Genomic DNA, 19,509 nt, shown 5'->3' on the forward strand with positions numbered 1-19,509 from the left:
CGAGCGAGGTCGAGCCGCGTGGTTGTGGCTTTGCTATCGGTTCCGGCCCCTCGCGCCTAGAGCACCAGTTCCAGCAGGACGCCGGTGTACTGGATGCGTTGGGTGAAGAACTGGCCGAAGGGCGAGTGTCCCTGGTAGCGGACCAGCGCGGCACGGATGGCGTGCCGGCGGACACCCTGCGCAGCGAACTCGAAGCCCAGCGCAAAACTATCGCCGCGCTGGCCGCCGCCGTGCTCCCGCGAGCCATACCAGGCAACATACGGCCGCGTGGCCACACCAACCTGGGGGCGCCATTCCAGACCGGCCAACCATTGGCGCCGGGGCAGTGCGTCGGGCGCGCCGCGCACCCGGGCGTCCGCGCCGCCGTACAAATGCCAAGCGCCCATCCGATATGCCAGCAGCGCCTCCACCGCCTCGAAGTTTACATTCTCGCGTACGGGATCCTTACGCAGCAGGAACTCGTCCCCTAGGTGCGAGCTCTGATGGTACAGCTCGAGGCGACCCGACCAAGCCCCGCGCACGCGCGTGATGCCCAGCCCAACCCGATAATCGGCATTCACCAGCTCCATGGAGGGGGCCTGCAGATCGAACTGCGCGGCGATGCCGGGGGAGAGTTCCACCAACGTGCCCCACGGCCCGCCCCCAAGCACGAAGCGCCCGCCGAGATCCACCACCGCCACCGCCGTCTGGTCGCCTCCGTCGCGCGGCGCGCGCAACACCCGCAGCGCCACGCGCGGCTCCTTGGGCGCGGCGCGCGGCTCCTTGGGCGCGGCGCGCGGGGCATCAAAAGGCTCCGCGGCCGTTACAGGCGCCGGCGCCAGCAGGCCCGCCGCCAAGCCGAGCGCGCATAACGCCACCCACACACTGGGGCACCGCCCGGGGGCGTGCGTTGATGTTGGGCGAGCCAGCGCCGATAATGAGCGACACATTTCTCTCGGGCCGGCCGCGGGCCGGTCTCCTCCACGGAATTGATTCTCAAGGATAGGCATGGCTCAGTACGTCTACACCATGAACCGCGTGGGCAAGGTGGTACCGCCCAAGCGCGAAATTCTCAGCAACATCTCGCTGTCCTTCTTCCCCGGCGCCAAGATCGGCGTGCTCGGCCTGAACGGCTCGGGCAAGTCCACCCTGCTGCGCATCATGGCGGGCGTAGACACCGACATCGAGGGCGAGGCCCGTCCGCAGCCCGGCATCCGCATCGGCTACCTGCCGCAGGAGCCGGAGCTCGACGAGCGCAAGGACGTGCGCGGCAACGTCGAAGAAGGGGTGGCGGAGATCAAGTCCCTGTTGGACCGCTTCAATGCGGTGAGCGACGCCTTCGCCGAGCCCGATGCCGACTTCGACAAGCTGATGGCCGAACAGGCCGAGTTGCAGGACAAGATCGATGCCGCCGGGGCCTGGGAACTGGAGCGCAAACTGGAAGTGGCGGCCGAGGCCCTGCGCCTGCCGCCCTGGGAGGCGGATGTCAGCAAGCTTTCAGGCGGTGAGCGGCGCCGCGTGGCGCTGTGCAAGCTGCTGCTCTCGAGTCCCGACATGCTGCTACTGGACGAGCCCACCAACCACCTGGACGCCGAGTCGGTGGCCTGGCTGGAGCGCTTCCTGCACGAATACCCCGGCACCGTGGTGGCGGTGACGCACGACCGCTACTTCCTCGACAACGTGGCGGGCTGGATCCTGGAACTCGACCGCGGGCACGGCATCCCCTGGGAGGGCAACTACTCCACTTGGCTGGAGCAGAAGCAGAAGCGCCTGGAGATCGAGGAGAAGCAGGAGTCCGCGCGCCAGAAGGCCATGCAGGCCGAGCTCGAATGGGTGCGCAGCAATCCGAAGGGCCGCCACGCCAAGAGCAAGGCGCGCTTGGCGCGCTTCGAGGAGCTTGCCTCGCAGGAATTCCAGAAGCGCAACGAGACCAAAGAGCTGTACATCCCGCCCGGCCCGCGCCTGGGCGACGTGGTGGTGGAGGCCGAGCACCTGCGCAAGGGCTTCGGCGACCGCCTGCTGATCGACGATCTGTCGTTCAACCTGCCGCCGGGCGGCATCGTGGGCATCATCGGCCCGAACGGCGCGGGCAAGACCACGCTGTTCCGCATGATGGCGGGGCTGGAGCAGCCCGATGCCGGCACGCTGCGCATCGGCGAGACGGCGCAGATCGCGCACGTGGACCAGAGCCGCGACAGCCTGGACGCCGACAAGAGCGTGTGGGAGGAGATCTCCGACGGGCAGGACATCATCACCGTAGGCAAGTACGAGGTGCCCTCGCGCGCCTATGTCGGACGCTTCAACTTCAAAGGCACGGATCAGCAGAAGCGCGTGGGCGAACTCTCGGGCGGCGAACGCAACCGCGTGCACCTGGCAAAGCTCTTGCGCAGCGGCGGCAACGTGCTGCTGCTCGACGAGCCGACCAACGACCTGGACGTGGAGACCCTGCGTGCCCTGGAAGAGGCGCTGCTCGACTTCCCCGGCTGCGCGGTGGTGATCTCGCACGACCGCTGGTTCCTGGACCGCATCGCGACCCACATTCTCGCCTTCGAGGGCGATTCGCACGTGGAGTGGTTCGAGGGCAACTACGCCGACTACGAAGCCGACCGCAAGCGGCGCCTGGGCGGCGAGGCCAACGAGCCCCACCGCATCAAGTACAAGCGCCTGGCTTAGCTGCCCGGCGCGCGCGCCTCAAAAGCACAACGGGAGCGGCCTGTCGCCGCCCCCGTTGCGTCTTGAACCCGCCCGATTCGCCGCTGTCGCTCAGCGGCGGCCGCGCGGTTTGTCGAAAAAGGAATCCAGCTCGTCACTGCGGCGGACGGCGACGTTGTTCTCGTCGCTCACGTCGTCGAACGGACCGCGGAAGTCGGCCGGCTCTTCGACCCGCTCCAGCGCCAGGTCGTACCAGGCGTCCAGGTCGTACTCCCCGACGTCGCCATCCTCGTGCTGGACCTCCACCGTCTCCTCGTCGGCGGCCACCACCTCGAACACGCGGCCGTCCTCCAGGTTGCGGTACCACTGCCCCACCATGGGCTCGTACTCGGTCATGCCACCCTCCCTGCTCCGCGGCTACAAGGCCTCCTTGGCCTCAAGCGGTAAACTTATCACCGGCGATGGGAATGTCACGCCCCGACGGCGGGCTTTTCACGCCTCACTGCGGCCAGCGTGGCAACTGCTCACTCTGCACCAGCTCCTCGGCGCTCAGCACTTGATCGTCCACGCTGACCACCACCCGCCACAACCCCTTGACCTCGGGCGACAGGCGCTTGCTGGACCAGGTGCGCCAGGGGCTCGCGTCCACCGGCAGCTGCACCTCGGCGACCGGTTCCCCTTCGTGCTCCCATTGCACGGTCAACTCTCGGCCGGATAGACCGGCGACCTCCAAGAAGTAATACACACGCCGCAGATCCCCGGTGACGGTATCGATCTGGTCGGCCGGCTCGCGGTCCGTGATGGAGGTGGTGAAGGTGCTGCGCAAAACGCGCGGAGCCTCGTCGGCCAATGCCGCCAAGGGAAGGCTGAGGGCCAGAAGCCCGGCGAGGGCGTGAATCAACGCACGCGGGCGAGTGGATGGTGCCATCGGCTACGCTCCGGTTTCTTATTCTGACGAGATCGGCCCCGGACTCTCCTTGGCCTTGCTGCTCGCTGCGACGACATCCTGGCGCGCGGCCACCACCGGTTGCCACGGTTCGATCGGGCGCGCACCACGGTGTCGCAGCCCTGGGGCCGACCGTCCGCAGCGCCGGGCAACGGGCCCCCATCCTAGCAGCATCGGCCGGCTCATACGCGGAGCCGGCGCACAGTGCGGCGTGCCCTATTGGCGCTGAGGCAGCATGTGGCTGAGCAGGAACAGGGCGGCGGCGGCGGCCACCACCGACGGGCCGGCCGGGGTGTCCCAGCGCAAGGACAGGCCCAACCCACCGGCCACGGCCAGCGCGCCGGCCACCACGGCGAGCGCCGCCATCTGCTCGGGCGTGCGCGCAAAGCGCCGCGCGGTGGCGGCGGGAATGATCAGCAGCGAGGTGATGAGCAACACGCCGACGATCTTCATGGCCAGCGCGATGGTGAGCGCGATCAGGGCGAGGAAGGCGAGTTGCACCGGCCACACCGGCACGCCCTCCACCCGCGCCAGGTCCTCGTGCACCGTGAGCGCGAGCAGCGGGCGCCAGATCACCCCCAGCAGCGCGAGCGCGCCGGCCGCCCCCACCCAGATCCACACCAGATCGGCCTCGCTCACCGCCAGGATGTCCCCGAACAGGTAAGCCAGCAGGTCCACCCGCACGTGCGGCAGAAAGGCGATCGCCACCAGGCCGAGCGACAGGGTGCTGTGCGCAAGGATGCCGAGCAGGGTGTCGGAGGCGAGGCGCTTCTGGCGGCCCAGCACCAGCAGCAGCACCGCGAGCACCAGGGTGACCAGCACGATGCCGATCTGCAGATCGAGCCCCAACACCACGCCCAGCACCACGCCCAGCAGTGCGGCGTGCGAGAGCGTGTCGCCGAAATAGGCCATGCGCCGCCACACCACGAAGGTACCGAGCGGGGCGGCCAGCGCCACCACCCCCAGGCCCGCGAACAGGGCGCGCCATAGAAAATCATCCATCACGGCGGTCCTCCGGGGCGGGCCGGTCGTGCACATGGTCGTGATCGTGTGCGTAAAACGCGAGGTCCGGCGCGCGCGCCTCGCCCAGCAGGCGCAGATAAGCGGGATCGCGCGACACCACGTCGGGGCGGCCGGTGCAGCACACGTGACTGTTCAGGCACACCACGCGGTCGCTGCCGGCCATCACCAGATGCAGATCGTGTGAGACCAGCAACACGCCACAGCCCTCGCGGTCGCGCAGCCGCCCGATGAGCGCGAACAGCTCGTGCTGGCCGGCCACGTCCACGCCCTGCACCGGCTCGTCCAGCACCAGCAACTCGGGCTTGCGCAACAGCGCGCGCGCCAGCAGCACCCGCTGCAACTCGCCACCGGACAGCCCGTACAGCGGCTGACCCAGCACATGCGCCGCGCCCACCTCGGCCAACACCGCCTCCAGACGCCGGCGCGGTGCGCGCGCGCCCAAGGTGAGAAAGCGCTCGGCGGTGAGCGGCAACACCGGATCCACCGCCAGGCGCTGCGGCACATAACCGATACGCAGGCCGGCGCGGCGCGAGACGCGGCCGCTGCCGGGAGGCAGCAGGCCGAGCGCGATCCGCACCAGGGTCGACTTGCCCGCGCCGTTGGGGCCGATCAGCGTGACGATCTCGCCTGACCGCACCTCCAGGTCCACGTCCTCCAGCACCGTCCGGCCGCCGAGGCGCAAGCCCACGCCCTGCAGGGCCACCAACGGGACCGACGTCGCGTTCGCGCTCATGCGGTCGCCTCCTTGCAGCGCGCGCACAGCCCCGTCACTTCAATGGTTTGGTGATCGACCGCAAATCCCGCCCCGGCCGCGCTGCGCGCCACCGCATCCTGAATGCGGGTGCTGTCGAGCTCGAGCGCCTCCCCGCAGCGGCTGCAGATCAGGAACTGGCCGCCGTGGGGCGCGCCCGGGGCGGTACAGCCGACATAGGCGTTCAACGAGGCGATGCGGTGGATGAGGCCCTGGTCCAATAGAAACCCCAGTGCCCGATACACCGTGGGCGGCGCGGCGGCGCGGTCCTCCGCGCGGTACATCTCCAACAGGGCGTAGGCCCCCACCGGCCGGTGGCTGCTCCACACGAGTTCCAACACCCGCCGGCGCAGCGGTGTGAGGCGCACCCCGCGCTCCGTGCACAGCCGCGCCGCTGCCTGCAGCGCGTCGCGCACGCATCGCTTATGGTCATGGGTGGACAAGGCGCTGCCCCCGTCGGATGTGGGTGGAGTATCGCCCGCCTAACAAGATCGGCGCCGGCGGGCGGAACGTTATAATATAACGTTCTTGTCCGACCACCGCCACGAGGAAGCCATGTCGCGCCCCGCCCTGCTGCTCTTGATCTGGCTGCTGCTGGCGCCGGTCGCCGCCGTGGCCGAGGGACCGCGCGTGGCAGCCAGCATCCTGCCGGTGCACAGCCTGAGCGCGGCGTTGATGGCGGACGTGGGCGAGCCGCGCCTGGTGATTCCGGCCAACGCTTCGCCCCATGCCCATTCTCTGCGGCCGTCCGAGGCGCGCGCCCTGGCGGATGCCGAGCTGGTGGTGTGGATCGGACCGGAGATGGAGAGCCTATTGGTGCGCCCGCTGCGGACCTTGGGCGTGCGCGCCGAGATACTCACATTGCGTGACGCCGACGGCGTGGTCACCCGCCCGCTGCGCGCCAATCCCGACTGGCAGGCACACGATCACGCGCACGGCAGCGCCGCTGCCATCGACGGCCACCTGTGGCTCGACCCGCACAACGCCCGCCACATGGCGCGCGCTATCGCGGCGGCGCTGGCGCGGCTCGACCCGCCAAACGCCGCGCTGTACGCGCGTAATCTCGCAACGCTGGAGAGGCGTCTGGAGGCGCTGGATGCCGAACTCAACGCACAGCTCGCGCCGCTGCGCGACGCCCCGTACTACGTGTTCCACGACGCCTATCAGTATCTGGAGGCGCGCTATGGGCTCGACGCCTTGGGGGCGATCAGTCTCTCGCCCGAGCGCGCACCCGGCGCACGCCGCCTGCGCGCGCTGCGCGCTGCCCTCGGCGCGCAGCAGGCGCGCTGCGTGTTCAGCGAACCCCAGTTCGACGCCGCGATCGTCGGCACCCTGATCGAGGACACCGGCATACGCCACGGCGTGCTCGATCCGCTGGGGGCCGATATCGCCCCCGGCCCCGACGCCTACTTCGTACTCATGCGCCGCTTGGGCGCCGAGCTGGCCGAGTGCCTGGAAGCGGGCGAGACGCACTAGAACGTCGGATCGAATCCTGCAGGCTTCCCGCGCCGAGCCTATGGCTGGCAACCATGGCTCATGGCCACGCACCCCGGCTTCGCGGGAAGCCCGGCACGATGGCAACGCGCCTGAATAAGCGCGCCAAGCCTGTCGGCCACGGCCGGCGCAGCCGGTGACGGCGCAGGGCTTCGGCCAAGGCCGCGCCCACGGCCCCGCCCGCCGCCGGCCCCGGCTCATCGGCCCCGTAACAGGCCCGCTCCACCCGCAGCACGGCGGCCTGCAACGCGGGCCCCGCCCGTTGCGCCGCCAACCACGCCCGCAGGGTCGGTGCCGGCGCGGCCGCCAGCAGCGCGGCGCGCAGCGCCCCGGCACTGGGCGCCACCGCCACGGCACGCAGCAGGCGCCGGCGCACCCGCCGGCCAGCCATCCACCGGGCGAGTCCCGCCGCCAACAGCGCCAGCACGAGCACCAGCCCCACGCCCAGCACCACCCGCGACGCCGCCTGCCGGCGCGGGTCGCCCACGGTGAGCGCCAGCGGGGGCAACTCGGCCGCCGTCAGGCGCCCTGTGGCGGGATCGAAGTACGGCATGCGCAACCCCGGCAGGGACAGCGCCCCCGCCCGCGGCGCCACGAACGGCACCTCCACGTGCAGCACGGTCTCGTCCACCCGCCCCCCCAGCGGCGTGCGCGCATCGATGCGCGGCGAGAAGTAGCGGATGTCCGCGCTCGTGCCGAGCGCGGCGGCGAGCAGGCGCTGCACATGATCCTGGCTGAGGTCGCGCCCCCGCAACTCCAGCGACCACAGATAAGGTTCGCCCCGCCACCACGGGCCCTCGGATACCCGTTGGTGAACCGTCACCGGCGCCAGCGGCACCTGCACCGGCAAGTAGCTCGGCGCCGGCCGCACCGCCAGGCGCAGCGGCTCGGTGGGCAGTTGCAGCGCGGCGCCGTAACGGCGAAAGCTGCGCGCCTCGACCCACGGCAATGCCAGGGACAACTCGCCCGCCTCCAGCGGCGTCACCAGCCATTGATGGCGTTCGCGGTAACGGCCGTCGGCGCCGCGCAAGCGCTCACTGCCGAGCGCCGCCACGTGTGCCTCCGGGACCGTCAGCGCGCTCACGCGGGTTTGGAAGTCGCCATGCGGGGCTTCGACATCCAGCCACACCAGCACCGGCTCGCGCACATAGGGGTGCGCGTTGTCCGCGCCGCGCCGAATGCTCAGGGCCACCGTGTCGGGGGGCGACACCGTGATCGTCACCGGCTCGCTGCTGAGCCTCCCCATGCGCAGGGCGGGCAGCGACAGGCGTCCGACGCGCCGCGGATACAGGCGTAACTGCGCGCGCTGGATCAGCCAGGGCTGGCCATTGCGCTCGCGCCGGTAGCGGGCGCTCTCCAGCCACTCCACGCGAAAGTCCGCCTCCCAGGCGCCGAGGTCCATTTGATAGAGGTCATGCGCACTGCCTTCGGCGCGCAGCCGCACCCGCAGCGGTTCGCCCAACTCGAGTTCGGTCGTGTGCGGCTGCACCAGAAAGTGCGGCTCGGCGGCGGCCGTGCCGGCCATCGGCCCGCTCAGCATGACCAACACCGCCAGCCAAAGCGCCCGCGCTACCACGGCCGTCCTCCGTCAGCGGCCTGCGGCGGGGCCTCGCGCGCCCGCAAGCTGCGCAACAGGCGTACATCGCGATCCTCCACCAGATCGAGTTTCTTCAGCGCCGCGGCATACTCGCGGTCCACCGCCAGGCGACGCTGGGCACCACCCCGCGCGCCGTCCGCCTCGGGCAGCAACTCGCCGCGTGCCACCGCTTCGCCGAGTGCCTCACGCTCGTCCTCGGCGGTGGCGGCCTCGCGCGGCGCCTCGTCCTCGGGAAACTCGGGATCCTCATCGGGATCCATGCGTGCCACGTCCTCGGTGGCGAATCGCGAGCGCCGCCCGGCCACGCCCTCCTCCGCCGGGTCCAGCGCCTGCGCCTGTGCGCGCGCGAGTTCTAGGTTAGCGGCGATGCGCTCGCGGTGGGGCGAGGGATAGCGCAGCGCATCCCGGTAGGCCTCCTCCGCCCTGTGGAAGGCGCCGGCGCGAAACTGGGCATTGCCGAGGTTGAAGAGGGCCTCGGCCCGCCGCGTCTCGTCCGGCGCCTCCAACCAGGCGCGTGCGAAGGCAGCGGCCGCGTGTTCGTAGTCACGCAGGCGGTAGGCACTGGCGCCCTCCCCCATGCGGGCCGCATAGCCGCCGAGGCGGGCGTAATGCATCAGCGCGAGTGGATAGTTGCCGCTCTCATACAGCGCATGCGCTTGGCGCTCTGCGGCATCGTCCGCCCAGACCGGAGCCGGCTGCAACGCCAGCGCCAGCGCAAGTGCGAGTGCCGCGGCGGGCGCCGCGGCACGCACCGGCCAGGACCAGCGCAACCACGACAAGGCCAGCATCACCAGGGCGGGCACCAGCAACCAGGGAAACAGTTCGCGCCAATGGTGCGCCCCGCTTGCCGCCTGCGCCGCCGAGGGCAGGCGCGCCGCGCCCCCGTCGTACAGGGCGCGCCAGTCCTGGCCGAAGCGCCCCGCCGTCGCGTAGCGCCCGCCGGCGGTCTGGGCCAGGGCGCGCAGACGCGCCTCGTCCATGCGCGAGATGACCGTCTCGCCGCCGTAAAGCAAGTAACCCTCGGCGGTCGGTACCGGCGCCCCGTCGGCGGTACCGACCCCCAGCACGAACAGCGGCACGTCGGCGGCGCCGAGGCCCGCCGCCTCGGCCAGCGCCGCCTCGCCGCGCCCGCCGCTCAGCGCATCGGCATCGCCGTCGGTAATGAGCACCACGGCACCCACCCCGCCCGCGTGGGCGAGTGCCTCGCGCGCGAGGCGCAGCGCCGCCGCCAAGTTCGTTCCGGGCACATCCGCAAGCACCTGCGGGGCCCGCGCCAGGTAATGACGCAGCGCGCCGTGATCGGCGGTGGGCGGGGCGAGCAACAGCGCCTCGCCCGCCACCGCGACCAAGCCCACGCGCTCGCCGCGCAGGCGCTCGAGCAGGTTCTCCACCTCCAATCGGGCGCGCTGCAGGCGCCGGGGGGCCACGTCTTCGGCGTACATGGAGGGCGAGACGTCGAGCACCACCATGAGCGCGACGTCGCTGCGCGGTCCCTCGCCGGCCCGCTCGGCCGGCGCCGGCACGCGCGGGCCGGCCAGCGCCGCGGCCAGCAGCAGCCAGGCCAACGCGTTCAGGGCGAAGCGTGCGGCGCCCGCCCCACCCGGACGCTGCAACGCCCAGGGGCGTAGATGCGGCTCGGCATACCGGTGCAGCGCCCGGCGACGCCAGCGCACCAACGCCCATACCGTCCACGGCTGCAAGGCCAACAACAACCACAGCGGCGCGCGCCAATCGAGCTGACCCAAGGCCTGCAGCGTGCTCATGCGGGACGCCGCGCCGCGAGTAGCGAGGCGAGCGTGAGCGCGAGCATGGCGCCGAGCAGCGGCACCGGATACCACCCACGCCACACCCGCTCACCGCTGTCGCTCGGCCGCGCCTCGGCCTGTGCGCCAATGGCCGCCACCACCGCCTCCAGGTCGCGCGTGCTGGCGGCGTGAAAGTACCGCCCGCCGCTCGCCGCCGCCAGTTCGGCCAAGCTCGGCTCGTCCTCCGGCGGTTCGAGTTGCGCCGCGCCGGTGATCTCCACCGTGTACAGCGCCACACCCGCCGCCCGTGCCAAGGCCAGCGCCTCGGCCGGGCGCACCAGCCCGGCGTTGTTCTCACCATCGGAGAACAACAGGATAAGCGGGATGCGCGCCGACGCATCGGAGGGATTTGGAGCCAGCGCGCGCGCGGCGAACTGCTTCAGGGCCAGGGCCAGCCCGTCGCCGATCGCCGTGTCGTCGCCGACCACCCCGGTGCGCAGCCGCGCCAGCATGCGCACCACCAGTTCGCGGTCCTCGGTCAGCGGCACCAGGGTGCCGGCCTCATCGGCGAAGGTGATCAGCGCGAAGCGGTCGTGCTCGCGTGCGCGCACAAAGCGCGTCACCACCCCTTGCAATACCTCCAGGCGCGAGACCCCTCGGCCCTGCACCTCATAGTCGCGCACCAGCATGCTCCCGGAGGTATCCACCACCAGCACCAGATCGTGGCCGGTGGCCGGTTCGGGCAGGAACGCGCCGGGGGTGCGCGGTTGCGCCAGCGCCACCAGCAGCAGCGCGAGGGCGAGAACCCGCAACGCCGCCAACGGCCTGCTGCCGGGCGCCCGGGCCGCGGAGGCGAGACCGGCGGCATCGGGATGCCGCAGCCAGGTGGCACCGGCCTCCACGGGACGCTCGCGCAGCACGCTCAGCAGGGGCAACAAGGCCAGCGGCAGTAGCCAGAGCCAGCCGGGGGCGGCGAACGTGAGGGCGTTCATAGCCACGGCCGCACGCGGGCGAGCAAGCGGTGCACGGCCTCGGCCGGCGGCGCGTCGCGCCCGTAGCACGCTGCATTGAGGCCCTCCAGGCAGGCGGTCCACGCCCTGGCCGTTGCGCGCCGGGGCCGGCCGCCGCGCCCGTAAGCCACGCGCAGGGCACGCAGGGCGCCGCGCGCGGCCTCGCGCGGCGCCAGCCCGCCGCGGCACAGGCGCCGCTCCAGCCACCACCAGTGCACCTTGAGGCGCTGCCGCCACATCCAGGTCAGCAAGGCCGCCAGTGCCAGCGCCGCCAGCACCAGGGCCCACAGGGGCACCCCGCCGGGCGCCTCCCCGCCCAGGGACCCCGGCGGCGCCGGCGGGCCGAAGATGTCAGCCAGCCGATCCATAACGCCTCGGTGCACCCGATTCGGCCAGGCGCGGCAACAGCGCCTCGGCGGCCAGGTCCGCCGTCACGGACAAATAGGCGGCACCGGCCGCGGCAAGGCGCCGCGCACAGGCCGCGTCCGCGGCCTGCGCCTGCGCCTCGAAGGCGGCGCGCACCGGGGCTTGCGTCGTGTCCAACCACACCGGGACATCGCTGCTCAGCGCGCAGAACGGGGCGCGGCCCACCGCGGGCAGACGATGCTCCACTGCGTCGGTGATGCGCACGGCCCGCACCCGACGGCCGCCGGCGGCGAAGCGGTGCAGCGCCCGGGCGTCACGCTCCCCGAGCCAGCGGAAGTCGCTGAGCAGCACCAGTTCGGCCCCCGCCGGCAATTGCCGCCCCAGCGCGGCCAGCAGGTAATCGAAATCGGCGGCGCCATGGGTAATCGGCAGCGGCGGACAGGGCGCGGCCAGCAGTTCGGCCAGGGCAAGGGCGTGACGCCGCCCGGTGCGCACGGGCCACAGGCGCACCTTCTCGCCGAGGATCGCCGCCCCCACCGCGCCGCCCTCCCGGGTACATTGCAGCGCCAGCAACACCGCCAGGCGCGCCGCCTGCGCGGCCTTCAGGCGCACGCGGGTGCCGAAGCGCATGCTGGCGCCGAGATCGACGATCAGGTACAGGCTGCGGCGCCGCTCCTGCCGGTACACGCGCACGTGCGCCGTGCCGGTGCGGGCGGTGGTGCGCCAGTCGATGGCGCGCACGTCGTCGCCCTGCTCGTAGCGGCGCAGTTCTTGGAAGTCGAGGCCCTGGCCATGCCAATGCGTGGGCCGCTCACCGCCCGCCAATGCACCGGCGCGGGCTTCGGGGGCGCGCTCCTCGGCCAGGCGCACCAGCGCGGCGAGCTCGTCGGCACTCAGCAGGGGGCGGTCAGAACGGTCCACCGCGGCGGCCCGCACCAGGCGGTGCCACGTTCTCGCCCACGTCCCGGCCAGTCGCGCCATGGCGTTCAGGGGACGGGCACCGCCTCGATGAGGCGCTGCAGTACGGCGTCGCGTTCCACCCCGGCCACGTGCGCCTGCACGCTCAACAACACGCGGTGACGCAGGCAGTCCGGCGCCACCGCCAGGATGTCGTCCGGCGCCACGTAGTCGCGGCCCTCGAGGTAGGCCTGCGCCGTGGCCGCCCGGGCGATGGCCAGAGAGGCACGCGGCGAGGCGCCCACCGCGATGTGTCCCTCACCCTCCGGGCCGCCGCGATCGCTGCGCGTAGCGCCCACCAGCTGCACGATGAACTGCTCGAGTTCGGGGGCGATGTGGATGGCGCTCACCTCCTCCCGCGCGGCGAGCACCGTCTCGACCGTCACCGGGCTGTGATCGGCCGCGGGCACCTCGCCGCGCACCCGGGCGCGGTCGAGTTGCAGGATGCGCAGCTCCTCGTCGGGGGTGGGATAGTCGAGCACCACGTGCAGCAGAAAGCGGTCGAGCTGGGCCTCGGGCAGCGGATAGGTACCGGCCTGCTCGAGCGGGTTCTGGGTGGCCATCACCATGAACAGCGGCGGCAGCGCCCGCGTGACGCCGGCCACGGTGATCTGGTGCTCCTGCATGGCCTCGAGCAGCGCCGACTGCACCTTGGCGGGGGCGCGATTGATCTCGTCGGCCAGCACGATCTCGTTGAACAGCGGGCCCTCGCGGAACACGAACTCGTGGCGGTCGGCGAGGTAGACCTCGCTGCCGGTCAGGTCGCCGGGCAGCAGGTCCGGGGTGAACTGAATGCGCCGAAAGCGCGCATGCACGCCCTCGGCCAGGGCCTTGACCGCGGTGGTCTTGGCCAGCCCCGGCAGACCCTCCACCAGCACGTGCCCGCCGGTGAGCAGACTGATCACCAGGCGGTCGAGCAGCCGATGCTGACCGACCACCGCGGTATTCAAGTGACGCCGCAGCGCGACGATCTGCGCCTGGACCGAGAGGGGGACCGACATGGGAATTCCTGGTCGCGGGATGTTATTCCAACTATACCAGCGCGCGGGCAGGCCCCAACACGGCGAACGCCGGCTGCGCTCAGCGGACCACGCGCGCCGCCACGCACAGCAGCCCCAGCACGGCCACCAGCACCGGGCCGAACGGCTGATCGAACACCAGCGCGCCTGCAAAGGCGACGAGGTAGGCGGCGGTGGCGAGGGCCACGCTCCACCCAAGCGTCGCGCGCCAGTTGGCGCCGCGGCGAAACGCCGCCCAGGCCGGCAGGAAGACCAAGGCGAAGGCAGCGATCACGCCGACCGCAGTGACCGCGGTGGCGATCACCGCGACCACCAGCAGTTCGAAAGTCAGCTTGTAGCGCCACTGCGGCGCACGGTTGGCGCTGTCGTGATCGGGAAACAGGCGCGCGCGCAGCAGGCGCGGCCCCAGCCAGGGCATCAGCGCCGCAGTCGCCACGAGCAGCACCAACACGCTGATCAGGTGGCCGTGGCCGACGAAGTACAACTGCCCGTCCACCAGGGCGTGGCCCAGCGTCTCACCCATCGGGTGATTGACCGCGAGGAGCAGCATGGTGCTCCAGCCGAGCAGAATGAGCAGGGCGTAGAAATCGTTGGACGGACGCGCGAGCAGGGTCTTGCCGGCCCCCGCCACGGCCGCCGCCGCCACCGCCCCGCCCAGTACCGGCACCGCCAGCAGCGCGCTCAGCATGCCGCCCGCCGCGGCCACCTGGGCGTAGCTCAGACTGGCCAGCCACTCCTCGCGCAGGCGCAGGTACGCGCCGAGCAGCGCGACCAGCGGCACGAGCACCAGCCCGACCAGGAAGGGCGTGAGAAAGAGGGGGTCGAGGACCAACTCCATCAGCTCACCTCGACCACGCGGTCGCAGCTCTGTGCCAGCAGGTCCGCCTCATGACTGACCACCAGCACGCTGCGCCCGCCTGCACGTCCACCGGCGAGCAAGCCGACCAGGATTTGCGCCGCGGCGGGGTCGAGGTTGTTGCCGGGCTCATCGAGCAGCACCAGCTGCGCGGGGCCCTGCAGCACCAACCAGGCCTGCAGCAGTTGAAACTCGCCGCCGCTCAGGCGGTCGAGGCGTCGATCCAAGACCGGCACCAGGCGCGGCGGCACACCGTCGAGCGGCGTTTGCATCACCCGCGCCAATTCGCGCCCGGTGAGCGGCAACTCGGCCGGGCGCACCGGGCGCTGGCGGTGGTGCGCCACGGTCAGCCCCGGGGCGCGCCGGATCTCGCCCTGAAAGAGTCGGGCGGTGCCGGTGATCGCGCCCAGCAAGGTGGATTTGCCGATGCCGTTGGGGCCGTGCAGCCCGACCACCTCGCCGGGCTGCACGGAAAGCGACACCGGCCCGAGCACGGGTCGGTGGTAACCGACCACGACGTCACGGCATTCGAGCAATGCGCTCATCGGGCCTCGGCGAGCGCATCGACCCAGCGTTCGATGAGGGCGAAGTAGGCCTGCATGTCGGCATCCAGCGGCGGCTCGTGCGGCAGCGCGTGCAGCGGCCAGTCGAGCTGGCGCGCGACGAATTCGGGGCCGCGCGCCGGCTGGTGGTTGCTGCGGATCACCACGCCCTGTTCGCCCTGGTGCTGGCGCACCAGCTCGCGTAGATGCGCCGCGGTGGGCGGAATACCGGGCAGCGGCTCCACGTAGCCCAGCGCGGGCACATCCAGGCGCCGGAGCAGGTAGTCCGCGTCCTTGTGGAACAGAATGGCGCCCGACGCGCCCGCCACCTTTTCCTGCCACGCCGGCAGGCGCTGCTCGACCTCGGTTGTGAAGGCGTGCGCGCGTTCTGTGAACGCCGCCGCCTCGCCGCCGCCGAGGCGCGCCAAGCGACCGGCGAGGGCCTCGGCCACCTCGGCCATGCGCACCGGGTCCAGGTACAGGTGCGGATTACCGGCCGGGTGCACATCGCCGTGCGCCCGATCGGCCGGCACGTCCTCCTGCAGCAGCTCGACCTGCGCGGCGGCCTCGAAATAGCCGGGCCGCCCCGGCAGGACGCCGGGATTGGCGGCCCCCTCCAGCGCGGCCGGCAGCCAGCCCACCTCCAGGTCGGCGCCGACCGCGATCACCAGGTCGGCCGAGCGCAGCGCGCGCATCATGCTGGGCCGCGCCTGCAGGTAATGCACGTCCCGATCGGGCGGGGCCAGCACGGTGACATTCACCGCCTCCCCGCCCACCACGCGCGCCAGCATGCCCATGTGCGGCGTGGTGGCCACCACCTCCAGGGCCTGGGCGAGCCCGCTCGCGGCCAAGGCCGCGAGCCCTATCATCCATCGCGACACCATTCGTGCTCTCCTTCCGGTGCCTCCCTCGGCGGCACAAGGCTGTGCCGCCGAGGGAGGCGATAACCACACTGTTCGGCCCCGCCGCGGCGCCCGCGGCACACGGATGTGCCGCCGCTACGCGTCAGGAAGGCGGAAACCGCGCTTTCCGCCTTCCGCCAAGCGGGGAATCCAGGATGGATTCATCCGCGTTTCAGGGCGACTCGGCCCCGCCGAGGCGCCCGCGGCACACGGATGTGCCGCCGCTACGCGTCAGGAAGGCGGAAACCGCGCTTTCCGCCTTCCGCCAAGCGGGGAATCCAGGATGGATTCATCCGCGTTTCAAACTAGAACCTATGCGCGCCGTGCGCCCCCAGGCTCACCTGGTACTGCAGGTACACCTGGTTGGCGTAGGTGGTCGCGTGGCCGCCGACGCCGTGGTCGTCGTCCGCCAGGCGGGCGCGGGCGAACTGCAGGCGCAGGCGTGAGAACTCGGTGGGCAGGAAGGTCACCATGGCGGTGGCGCGATGGCTGGCCTCCTCCGATACGCCGCCGATGCGGTTGGTGAAGCCCAGGCCTTCATAGCGCAGGCCGGCCTGCCAGCGCGGCGCGAAGCCGTAGACCGCTTGCGCGTAGAGGCCGTCCTGGCGATCGCTGCGCCGCTCGTCGTTCAATACGGCGCCGCCGTTGGCCACGTTGAGGTAGTCGTAGCGCCGCTCGCGCAGCATATATTCCGCCTGCACCAACCAGTCGCCCCGGCCGTGCGGGCGGCCGGCGTCGTACTTGTAGACCCAGTCCGTGCCCGCAAACCAAGCGCGGCCATCCCAGTCCTCCATGCGGCCGGACGTGTGCTCCGTGTGCGCGTCGATGTCCTGATAGCCACCGAACACACCGACTTGCAGTGCATGATCAAAACCGAGATCCGGTGCGATCTTGGCGAACGCTGTCACGAGACTTGGTCCGCTATCATTTTCACCTGCCTCGCCGCGCAGACCCTCCCCCTGGCCCTGCAGCAGTTCCACCCCCAGGCGCGTGTACATCGGCGTCTGCGGCAGCCACGTGAGCTGCACGCCATTCTCCTGCAGGCCGTGATCCCCGAACAGCATCTCGTAGGGCAGCGGGCGGTCCACGAACTGCCAGCTGTGCGGGTGCTGCTCGTTGATGTAGCCGATGCCGCTCAAGAAGCGGCCGGCTTTGAGCTGCAAGCCGGCCGGGAGGCGGCGGGTGCGCAGGTAGGCCTCTTCGACCTCGGCGCTACTGGAGGTCAAGGCGAAGGTGGCGAGGGCATCGAAGTAGGCATCCACGCTGCCGCTGAGCGTGAGTTCCGTCTCGCGCAGATTGAAACCGCGCCCGAACTCGCCATGGGCGTGCTCGTCGCCATCGTCGTGCGCGTCGAAACCGGCCATGCCCTCCACGCCATCACCGCCGCGGTTGTCGTAGTAGTAGACGCCGTCGAGGATCACGGAAATGGCCGGGTTGAAATCGGTACCGCTGGTGATGCGGTCCGCGCTGCCGAGCGCGGGCAGCGCCGGCTGCTGCTCGGCAGCAGTGGAAGAAACGGTGTACAGGGCGGCCGCCAACGCGCCGCCCGCCAGGGAGGAAATACGCACCATCACGCGAAACTCCTGAGAAAACCAGTCGAGCGCGCCGCGCGGAGGCGCGGCGCCGATTCAATCGATCAGGCGAGCGAGTTGGTGGGTGGAGCCCGTAACGGCGGGCGCAGCAACAGGCGGGGGGCGGCCGAATCCGCGCTGCGCCGGGTGGGAAGAAGATGCACCGCGCGCGCGCCGACATCCAGGCGCGGCGGCGCGGCGGCCAGCGGGGGCTGAACCACCACGTGGTAGGCCACGCATTCGGCGTCGACGGCATGCGCGTGCTCGAGGTCGTGACCTATGAGGGCGGCGCTCTGCCCCGCAAGCAGCGTCGCCAAGGCCAGCCACAGCCACGCGCGCGGCACACGCGCCCAGCGCGTGAGACGTGTTCCGGCAATGGGGCGGCGTGGGCGCATCACGGGTTTCCGTTGGACAAGAAGCTTGATGTTATAACATAACAATTCGGGTCAACAAGCAGACGCGAGGCCTCGCATGAACCGGGTCAGACGAGCTCGACGGTCTGACCGGCCAGGCGCACCCGCCCGTAGCATGGCACGCGGGCGGCCAGGCAGCCCGCCCCCTCCATGACCAACTCGTCGAAGTACACCGCCACCAGCGCGCCGTCCCCCTCGCGCGCCAGGACCTCGAAGCGCAGCGTGTCGGCGTCCACCCAGCCATTCTGGGTCGTAAGCCCCGCAAGCACGGGACTCTCGCGCAGCAGCGCCTCGATGCGCGCGTCGTCCATACTCAATGCCCTCCTCCGGAGAGATTCAGCCCCACCACTCCTGCAATGATCATCGCGATAGAGGCCGCTTTCAACGGCGTGAGCGGCTCCTGGAAGGCGATGATGCCGATGCTGGCGATCAGCGCCGTGCCCAGTCCGGCCCAGATGGCGTAGGCGATACTGAGGTCGATGCGCTTGAGCGCCAGCGCAAGGGCGACGAAGCTCAAGGCGTAAAACACGAACATCAGCACCGAGGGCAACAGCTTGGTGAGCCCGTAGGAGAGCTTCAGAAACGTGGTGCCGGTGACCTCCAGCACGATGGACACGAACAGAAACAGCCAGCTCATGGGGTTCCTCGAATGGGTGTGGGCGGCCGCGGCAGCGGCGTCAGGCTACGCGGTTGCGCGCTTGGCCGCGCCGCCACGCGACGATGTTGCGGGCGACGTCGTCCAGCAGGCGCTGACGCGAGGCGCGACTGGCCCACGCGGTATGCGGGGTCACGATCAGGTTAGGGATGTCGGCCGCGAGCAGCGGATTGCCCGCGCGCGGCGGCTCACTGCTGAGGGTGTCCACCCCCGCACCGCCCAGCCGTCCCGCGCGCAGCGCATCGGCCAGTGCCGCCTCGTCCACGATGCCGCCGCGCGCGGTGTTGATGAGCAGCGCGTGCGGGCGCATGCGCGCGAGTTGCGCCGCGCCGATCAGGCCGCGCGTGCGCGGCGTGAGCGGGCAGTGCAGGCTGAGTACGTCGACGTCGGCGAGCAGTTCGTCCAGCGGCACCCGCCCCGCCTGGGCGGCCCCCTCGAGCGACTGCGCCACCCGCACCCGCATGCCGAAGGCCTCGGCCGCGTGCGCCACCGCGCGGCCGAGCTCGCCGTAACCGACGATGCCGAGCGTCCGCCCGGCCAGTTCCTGCACCGGGTAGTCCAACAGCGCGAAGTGCGCCGCGCGCGCCCAGGCCCCGGCGCGCACCGCCGCGCGGTAGTCGATCAGCCGCGTGGCGAGGGCGAACATCAGGGCAAACACATGCTGGACCACCGAGGGCGTGGCATAGGCGCGCACGTTGCTGACCGCGATGCCGCGCGCACGCGCGGCGTCGAGGTCCACGTTGTTGGTGCCGGTCGCCGCCACGCACACCAGGCGCAGGCGCGGTGCCGCCGCCAAGGCCGCGCCGTCGAGTACCGTCTTATTGGTCACCACCACCTCGGCCGCGGCCAAACGCGCGGCCAGCGCGTCGGGCGCGGTGGCCGCGTGCAGATCCCACTGCGGCAGCGCGGCGCGCAGCGCGGCGAGATCGAGGTCGCCGGCATCCACGCTGCCGAGGTCCAGGAACACGCCGCGCTCGGCGGGCCCGGATGTCCCTTCTGTTACCATACGAGCCTCCAGCCTTGAATCCGGC

The 19,509-nt window shown here is 71.3% G+C and carries 22 protein-coding genes; 2 read left to right on the forward strand and 20 right to left on the reverse strand.

Annotated elements, in window-relative coordinates; translation table 11 throughout:
• Positions 1 to 56 precede the first annotated feature (56 nt).
• Positions 57 to 863, reverse strand: coding sequence for a DUF1207 domain-containing protein (locus HUS23_04220; protein ID QKT03068.1), 807 nt, complete (start codon positions 861 to 863; stop codon positions 57 to 59).
• Positions 864 to 987: 124 nt separating this feature from the next.
• Between HUS23_04220 and ettA the strand changes: the two genes are divergently transcribed.
• Positions 988 to 2,652, forward strand: a complete 1,665-nt coding sequence (gene ettA, locus HUS23_04225; GenBank protein QKT03069.1) for an energy-dependent translational throttle protein EttA — start codon at positions 988 to 990, stop codon at positions 2,650 to 2,652.
• 90 nt (positions 2,653 to 2,742) lie between these two features.
• On the opposite strand, the gene HUS23_04230 is transcribed toward ettA, so the two are convergent.
• The 5 genes from HUS23_04230 to HUS23_04250 form a co-directional block, all read right to left on the reverse strand.
• Positions 2,743 to 3,027 carry a hypothetical protein gene (locus HUS23_04230; protein ID QKT03070.1) on the reverse strand — a complete coding sequence of 95 codons (285 nt, stop codon included), beginning with the start codon at positions 3,025 to 3,027 and terminating at the stop codon, positions 2,743 to 2,745.
• A gap of 103 nt (positions 3,028 to 3,130) precedes the next feature.
• On the reverse strand, positions 3,131 to 3,559 hold the full coding sequence (locus HUS23_04235) for a DUF2914 domain-containing protein (GenBank protein QKT03071.1): 429 nt from the start codon (positions 3,557 to 3,559) through the stop codon (positions 3,131 to 3,133).
• Positions 3,560 to 3,793: 234 nt separating this feature from the next.
• Complete coding sequence (gene znuB, locus HUS23_04240; protein ID QKT03072.1) at positions 3,794 to 4,579, reverse strand: zinc ABC transporter permease subunit ZnuB; 786 nt, start codon at positions 4,577 to 4,579, stop codon at positions 3,794 to 3,796.
• Positions 4,572 to 5,333: a metal ABC transporter ATP-binding protein gene (locus tag HUS23_04245; GenBank protein ID QKT03073.1), complete on the reverse strand. Its 762-nt coding sequence runs from the start codon at positions 5,331 to 5,333 to the stop codon at positions 4,572 to 4,574. Before HUS23_04245 ends, znuB begins: the two co-directional genes overlap by 8 nt.
• Positions 5,330 to 5,794: a transcriptional repressor gene (locus tag HUS23_04250; protein QKT03074.1), complete on the reverse strand. Its 465-nt coding sequence runs from the start codon at positions 5,792 to 5,794 to the stop codon at positions 5,330 to 5,332. The genes HUS23_04245 and HUS23_04250 overlap by 4 nt, the downstream gene beginning before the upstream one ends.
• 112 nt (positions 5,795 to 5,906) lie before the next feature.
• Here HUS23_04250 and HUS23_04255 point away from each other — a divergent pair, with 112 nt between their 5' ends.
• Entirely contained in the window at positions 5,907 to 6,827 is a 921-nt protein-coding gene (locus HUS23_04255) for a zinc ABC transporter substrate-binding protein (GenBank protein ID QKT03075.1), read from the forward strand.
• Between the two features lie 58 nt (positions 6,828 to 6,885).
• Here HUS23_04255 and HUS23_04260 read toward each other — a convergent pair whose 3' ends face one another.
• From HUS23_04260 to HUS23_04325, 14 genes are all read right to left on the reverse strand, one after another.
• Entirely contained in the window at positions 6,886 to 8,421 is a 1,536-nt protein-coding gene (locus tag HUS23_04260; GenBank protein ID QKT03076.1) for a BatD family protein, read from the reverse strand.
• Entirely contained in the window at positions 8,415 to 10,205 is a 1,791-nt protein-coding gene (locus HUS23_04265) for a VWA domain-containing protein (GenBank protein QKT03077.1), read from the reverse strand. The genes HUS23_04260 and HUS23_04265 overlap by 7 nt, the downstream gene beginning before the upstream one ends.
• Positions 10,202 to 11,179 (reverse strand): VWA domain-containing protein, encoded by a 978-nt coding sequence (locus tag HUS23_04270; protein QKT03078.1) that lies wholly within the window; start codon positions 11,177 to 11,179, stop codon positions 10,202 to 10,204. Before HUS23_04270 ends, HUS23_04265 begins: the two co-directional genes overlap by 4 nt.
• Positions 11,176 to 11,565, reverse strand: a complete 390-nt coding sequence (locus tag HUS23_04275; protein QKT03079.1) for a hypothetical protein — start codon at positions 11,563 to 11,565, stop codon at positions 11,176 to 11,178. The genes HUS23_04270 and HUS23_04275 overlap by 4 nt, the downstream gene beginning before the upstream one ends.
• On the reverse strand, positions 11,549 to 12,544 hold the full coding sequence (locus HUS23_04280) for a DUF58 domain-containing protein (GenBank protein QKT03080.1): 996 nt from the start codon (positions 12,542 to 12,544) through the stop codon (positions 11,549 to 11,551). The genes HUS23_04275 and HUS23_04280 overlap by 17 nt, the downstream gene beginning before the upstream one ends.
• A gap of 5 nt (positions 12,545 to 12,549) precedes the next feature.
• Positions 12,550 to 13,521 (reverse strand): AAA family ATPase, encoded by a 972-nt coding sequence (locus HUS23_04285; GenBank protein QKT03081.1) that lies wholly within the window; start codon positions 13,519 to 13,521, stop codon positions 12,550 to 12,552.
• 79 nt (positions 13,522 to 13,600) lie between these two features.
• Positions 13,601 to 14,380 (reverse strand): metal ABC transporter permease, encoded by a 780-nt coding sequence (locus HUS23_04290; GenBank protein QKT04964.1) that lies wholly within the window; start codon positions 14,378 to 14,380, stop codon positions 13,601 to 13,603.
• Complete coding sequence (locus HUS23_04295; GenBank protein QKT03082.1) at positions 14,377 to 14,940, reverse strand: ATP-binding cassette domain-containing protein; 564 nt, start codon at positions 14,938 to 14,940, stop codon at positions 14,377 to 14,379. Before HUS23_04295 ends, HUS23_04290 begins: the two co-directional genes overlap by 4 nt.
• Entirely contained in the window at positions 14,937 to 15,818 is an 882-nt protein-coding gene (locus HUS23_04300; protein ID QKT04965.1) for a zinc ABC transporter substrate-binding protein, read from the reverse strand. Before HUS23_04300 ends, HUS23_04295 begins: the two co-directional genes overlap by 4 nt.
• A gap of 326 nt (positions 15,819 to 16,144) precedes the next feature.
• On the reverse strand, positions 16,145 to 17,365 hold the full coding sequence (locus HUS23_04305) for a zinc-regulated TonB-dependent outer membrane receptor (GenBank protein ID QKT04966.1): 1,221 nt from the start codon (positions 17,363 to 17,365) through the stop codon (positions 16,145 to 16,147).
• 110 nt (positions 17,366 to 17,475) lie between these two features.
• Complete coding sequence (locus tag HUS23_04310) at positions 17,476 to 17,805, reverse strand: hypothetical protein (GenBank protein ID QKT03083.1); 330 nt, start codon at positions 17,803 to 17,805, stop codon at positions 17,476 to 17,478.
• A gap of 86 nt (positions 17,806 to 17,891) precedes the next feature.
• The gene (locus tag HUS23_04315) at positions 17,892 to 18,134 is read right to left on the reverse strand and encodes a hypothetical protein (protein QKT03084.1); all 243 of its coding nucleotides are present in this window, start codon (positions 18,132 to 18,134) and stop codon (positions 17,892 to 17,894) included.
• Positions 18,135 to 18,136: 2 nt separating this feature from the next.
• On the reverse strand, positions 18,137 to 18,460 hold the full coding sequence (locus HUS23_04320; protein QKT03085.1) for a multidrug efflux SMR transporter: 324 nt from the start codon (positions 18,458 to 18,460) through the stop codon (positions 18,137 to 18,139).
• 40 nt (positions 18,461 to 18,500) lie between these two features.
• Positions 18,501 to 19,484 (reverse strand): 2-hydroxyacid dehydrogenase, encoded by a 984-nt coding sequence (locus HUS23_04325; protein QKT03086.1) that lies wholly within the window; start codon positions 19,482 to 19,484, stop codon positions 18,501 to 18,503.
• Positions 19,485 to 19,509: the final 25 nt, after the last annotated feature.

The organism is Ectothiorhodospiraceae bacterium 2226 (genome assembly GCA_013348725.1).
GTDB lineage: Bacteria > Pseudomonadota > Gammaproteobacteria.

Coding starts and splice junctions, on each gene's coding strand:
- ettA (QKT03069.1), top strand. CDS start 988: ATGGCTCAGTACGTCTACACCATGAACCGCGTGGGCAAGGTGGTACCG.
- HUS23_04230 (QKT03070.1), bottom strand. CDS start 3,027: ATGACCGAGTACGAGCCCATGGTGGGGCAGTGGTACCGCAACCTGGAG.
- HUS23_04235 (QKT03071.1), bottom strand. CDS start 3,559: ATGGCACCATCCACTCGCCCGCGTGCGTTGATTCACGCCCTCGCCGGG.
- znuB (QKT03072.1), bottom strand. CDS start 4,579: ATGGATGATTTTCTATGGCGCGCCCTGTTCGCGGGCCTGGGGGTGGTG.
- HUS23_04245 (QKT03073.1), bottom strand. CDS start 5,333: ATGAGCGCGAACGCGACGTCGGTCCCGTTGGTGGCCCTGCAGGGCGTG.
- HUS23_04255 (QKT03075.1), top strand. CDS start 5,907: ATGTCGCGCCCCGCCCTGCTGCTCTTGATCTGGCTGCTGCTGGCGCCG.
- HUS23_04265 (QKT03077.1), bottom strand. CDS start 10,205: ATGAGCACGCTGCAGGCCTTGGGTCAGCTCGATTGGCGCGCGCCGCTG.
- HUS23_04270 (QKT03078.1), bottom strand. CDS start 11,179: ATGAACGCCCTCACGTTCGCCGCCCCCGGCTGGCTCTGGCTACTGCCG.
- HUS23_04275 (QKT03079.1), bottom strand. CDS start 11,565: ATGGATCGGCTGGCTGACATCTTCGGCCCGCCGGCGCCGCCGGGGTCC.
- HUS23_04280 (QKT03080.1), bottom strand. CDS start 12,544: ATGGCGCGACTGGCCGGGACGTGGGCGAGAACGTGGCACCGCCTGGTG.
- HUS23_04285 (QKT03081.1), bottom strand. CDS start 13,521: ATGTCGGTCCCCCTCTCGGTCCAGGCGCAGATCGTCGCGCTGCGGCGT.
- HUS23_04295 (QKT03082.1), bottom strand. CDS start 14,940: ATGAGCGCATTGCTCGAATGCCGTGACGTCGTGGTCGGTTACCACCGA.
- HUS23_04310 (QKT03083.1), bottom strand. CDS start 17,805: ATGCGCCCACGCCGCCCCATTGCCGGAACACGTCTCACGCGCTGGGCG.
- HUS23_04315 (QKT03084.1), bottom strand. CDS start 18,134: ATGGACGACGCGCGCATCGAGGCGCTGCTGCGCGAGAGTCCCGTGCTT.
- HUS23_04320 (QKT03085.1), bottom strand. CDS start 18,460: ATGAGCTGGCTGTTTCTGTTCGTGTCCATCGTGCTGGAGGTCACCGGC.
- HUS23_04325 (QKT03086.1), bottom strand. CDS start 19,484: ATGGTAACAGAAGGGACATCCGGGCCCGCCGAGCGCGGCGTGTTCCTG.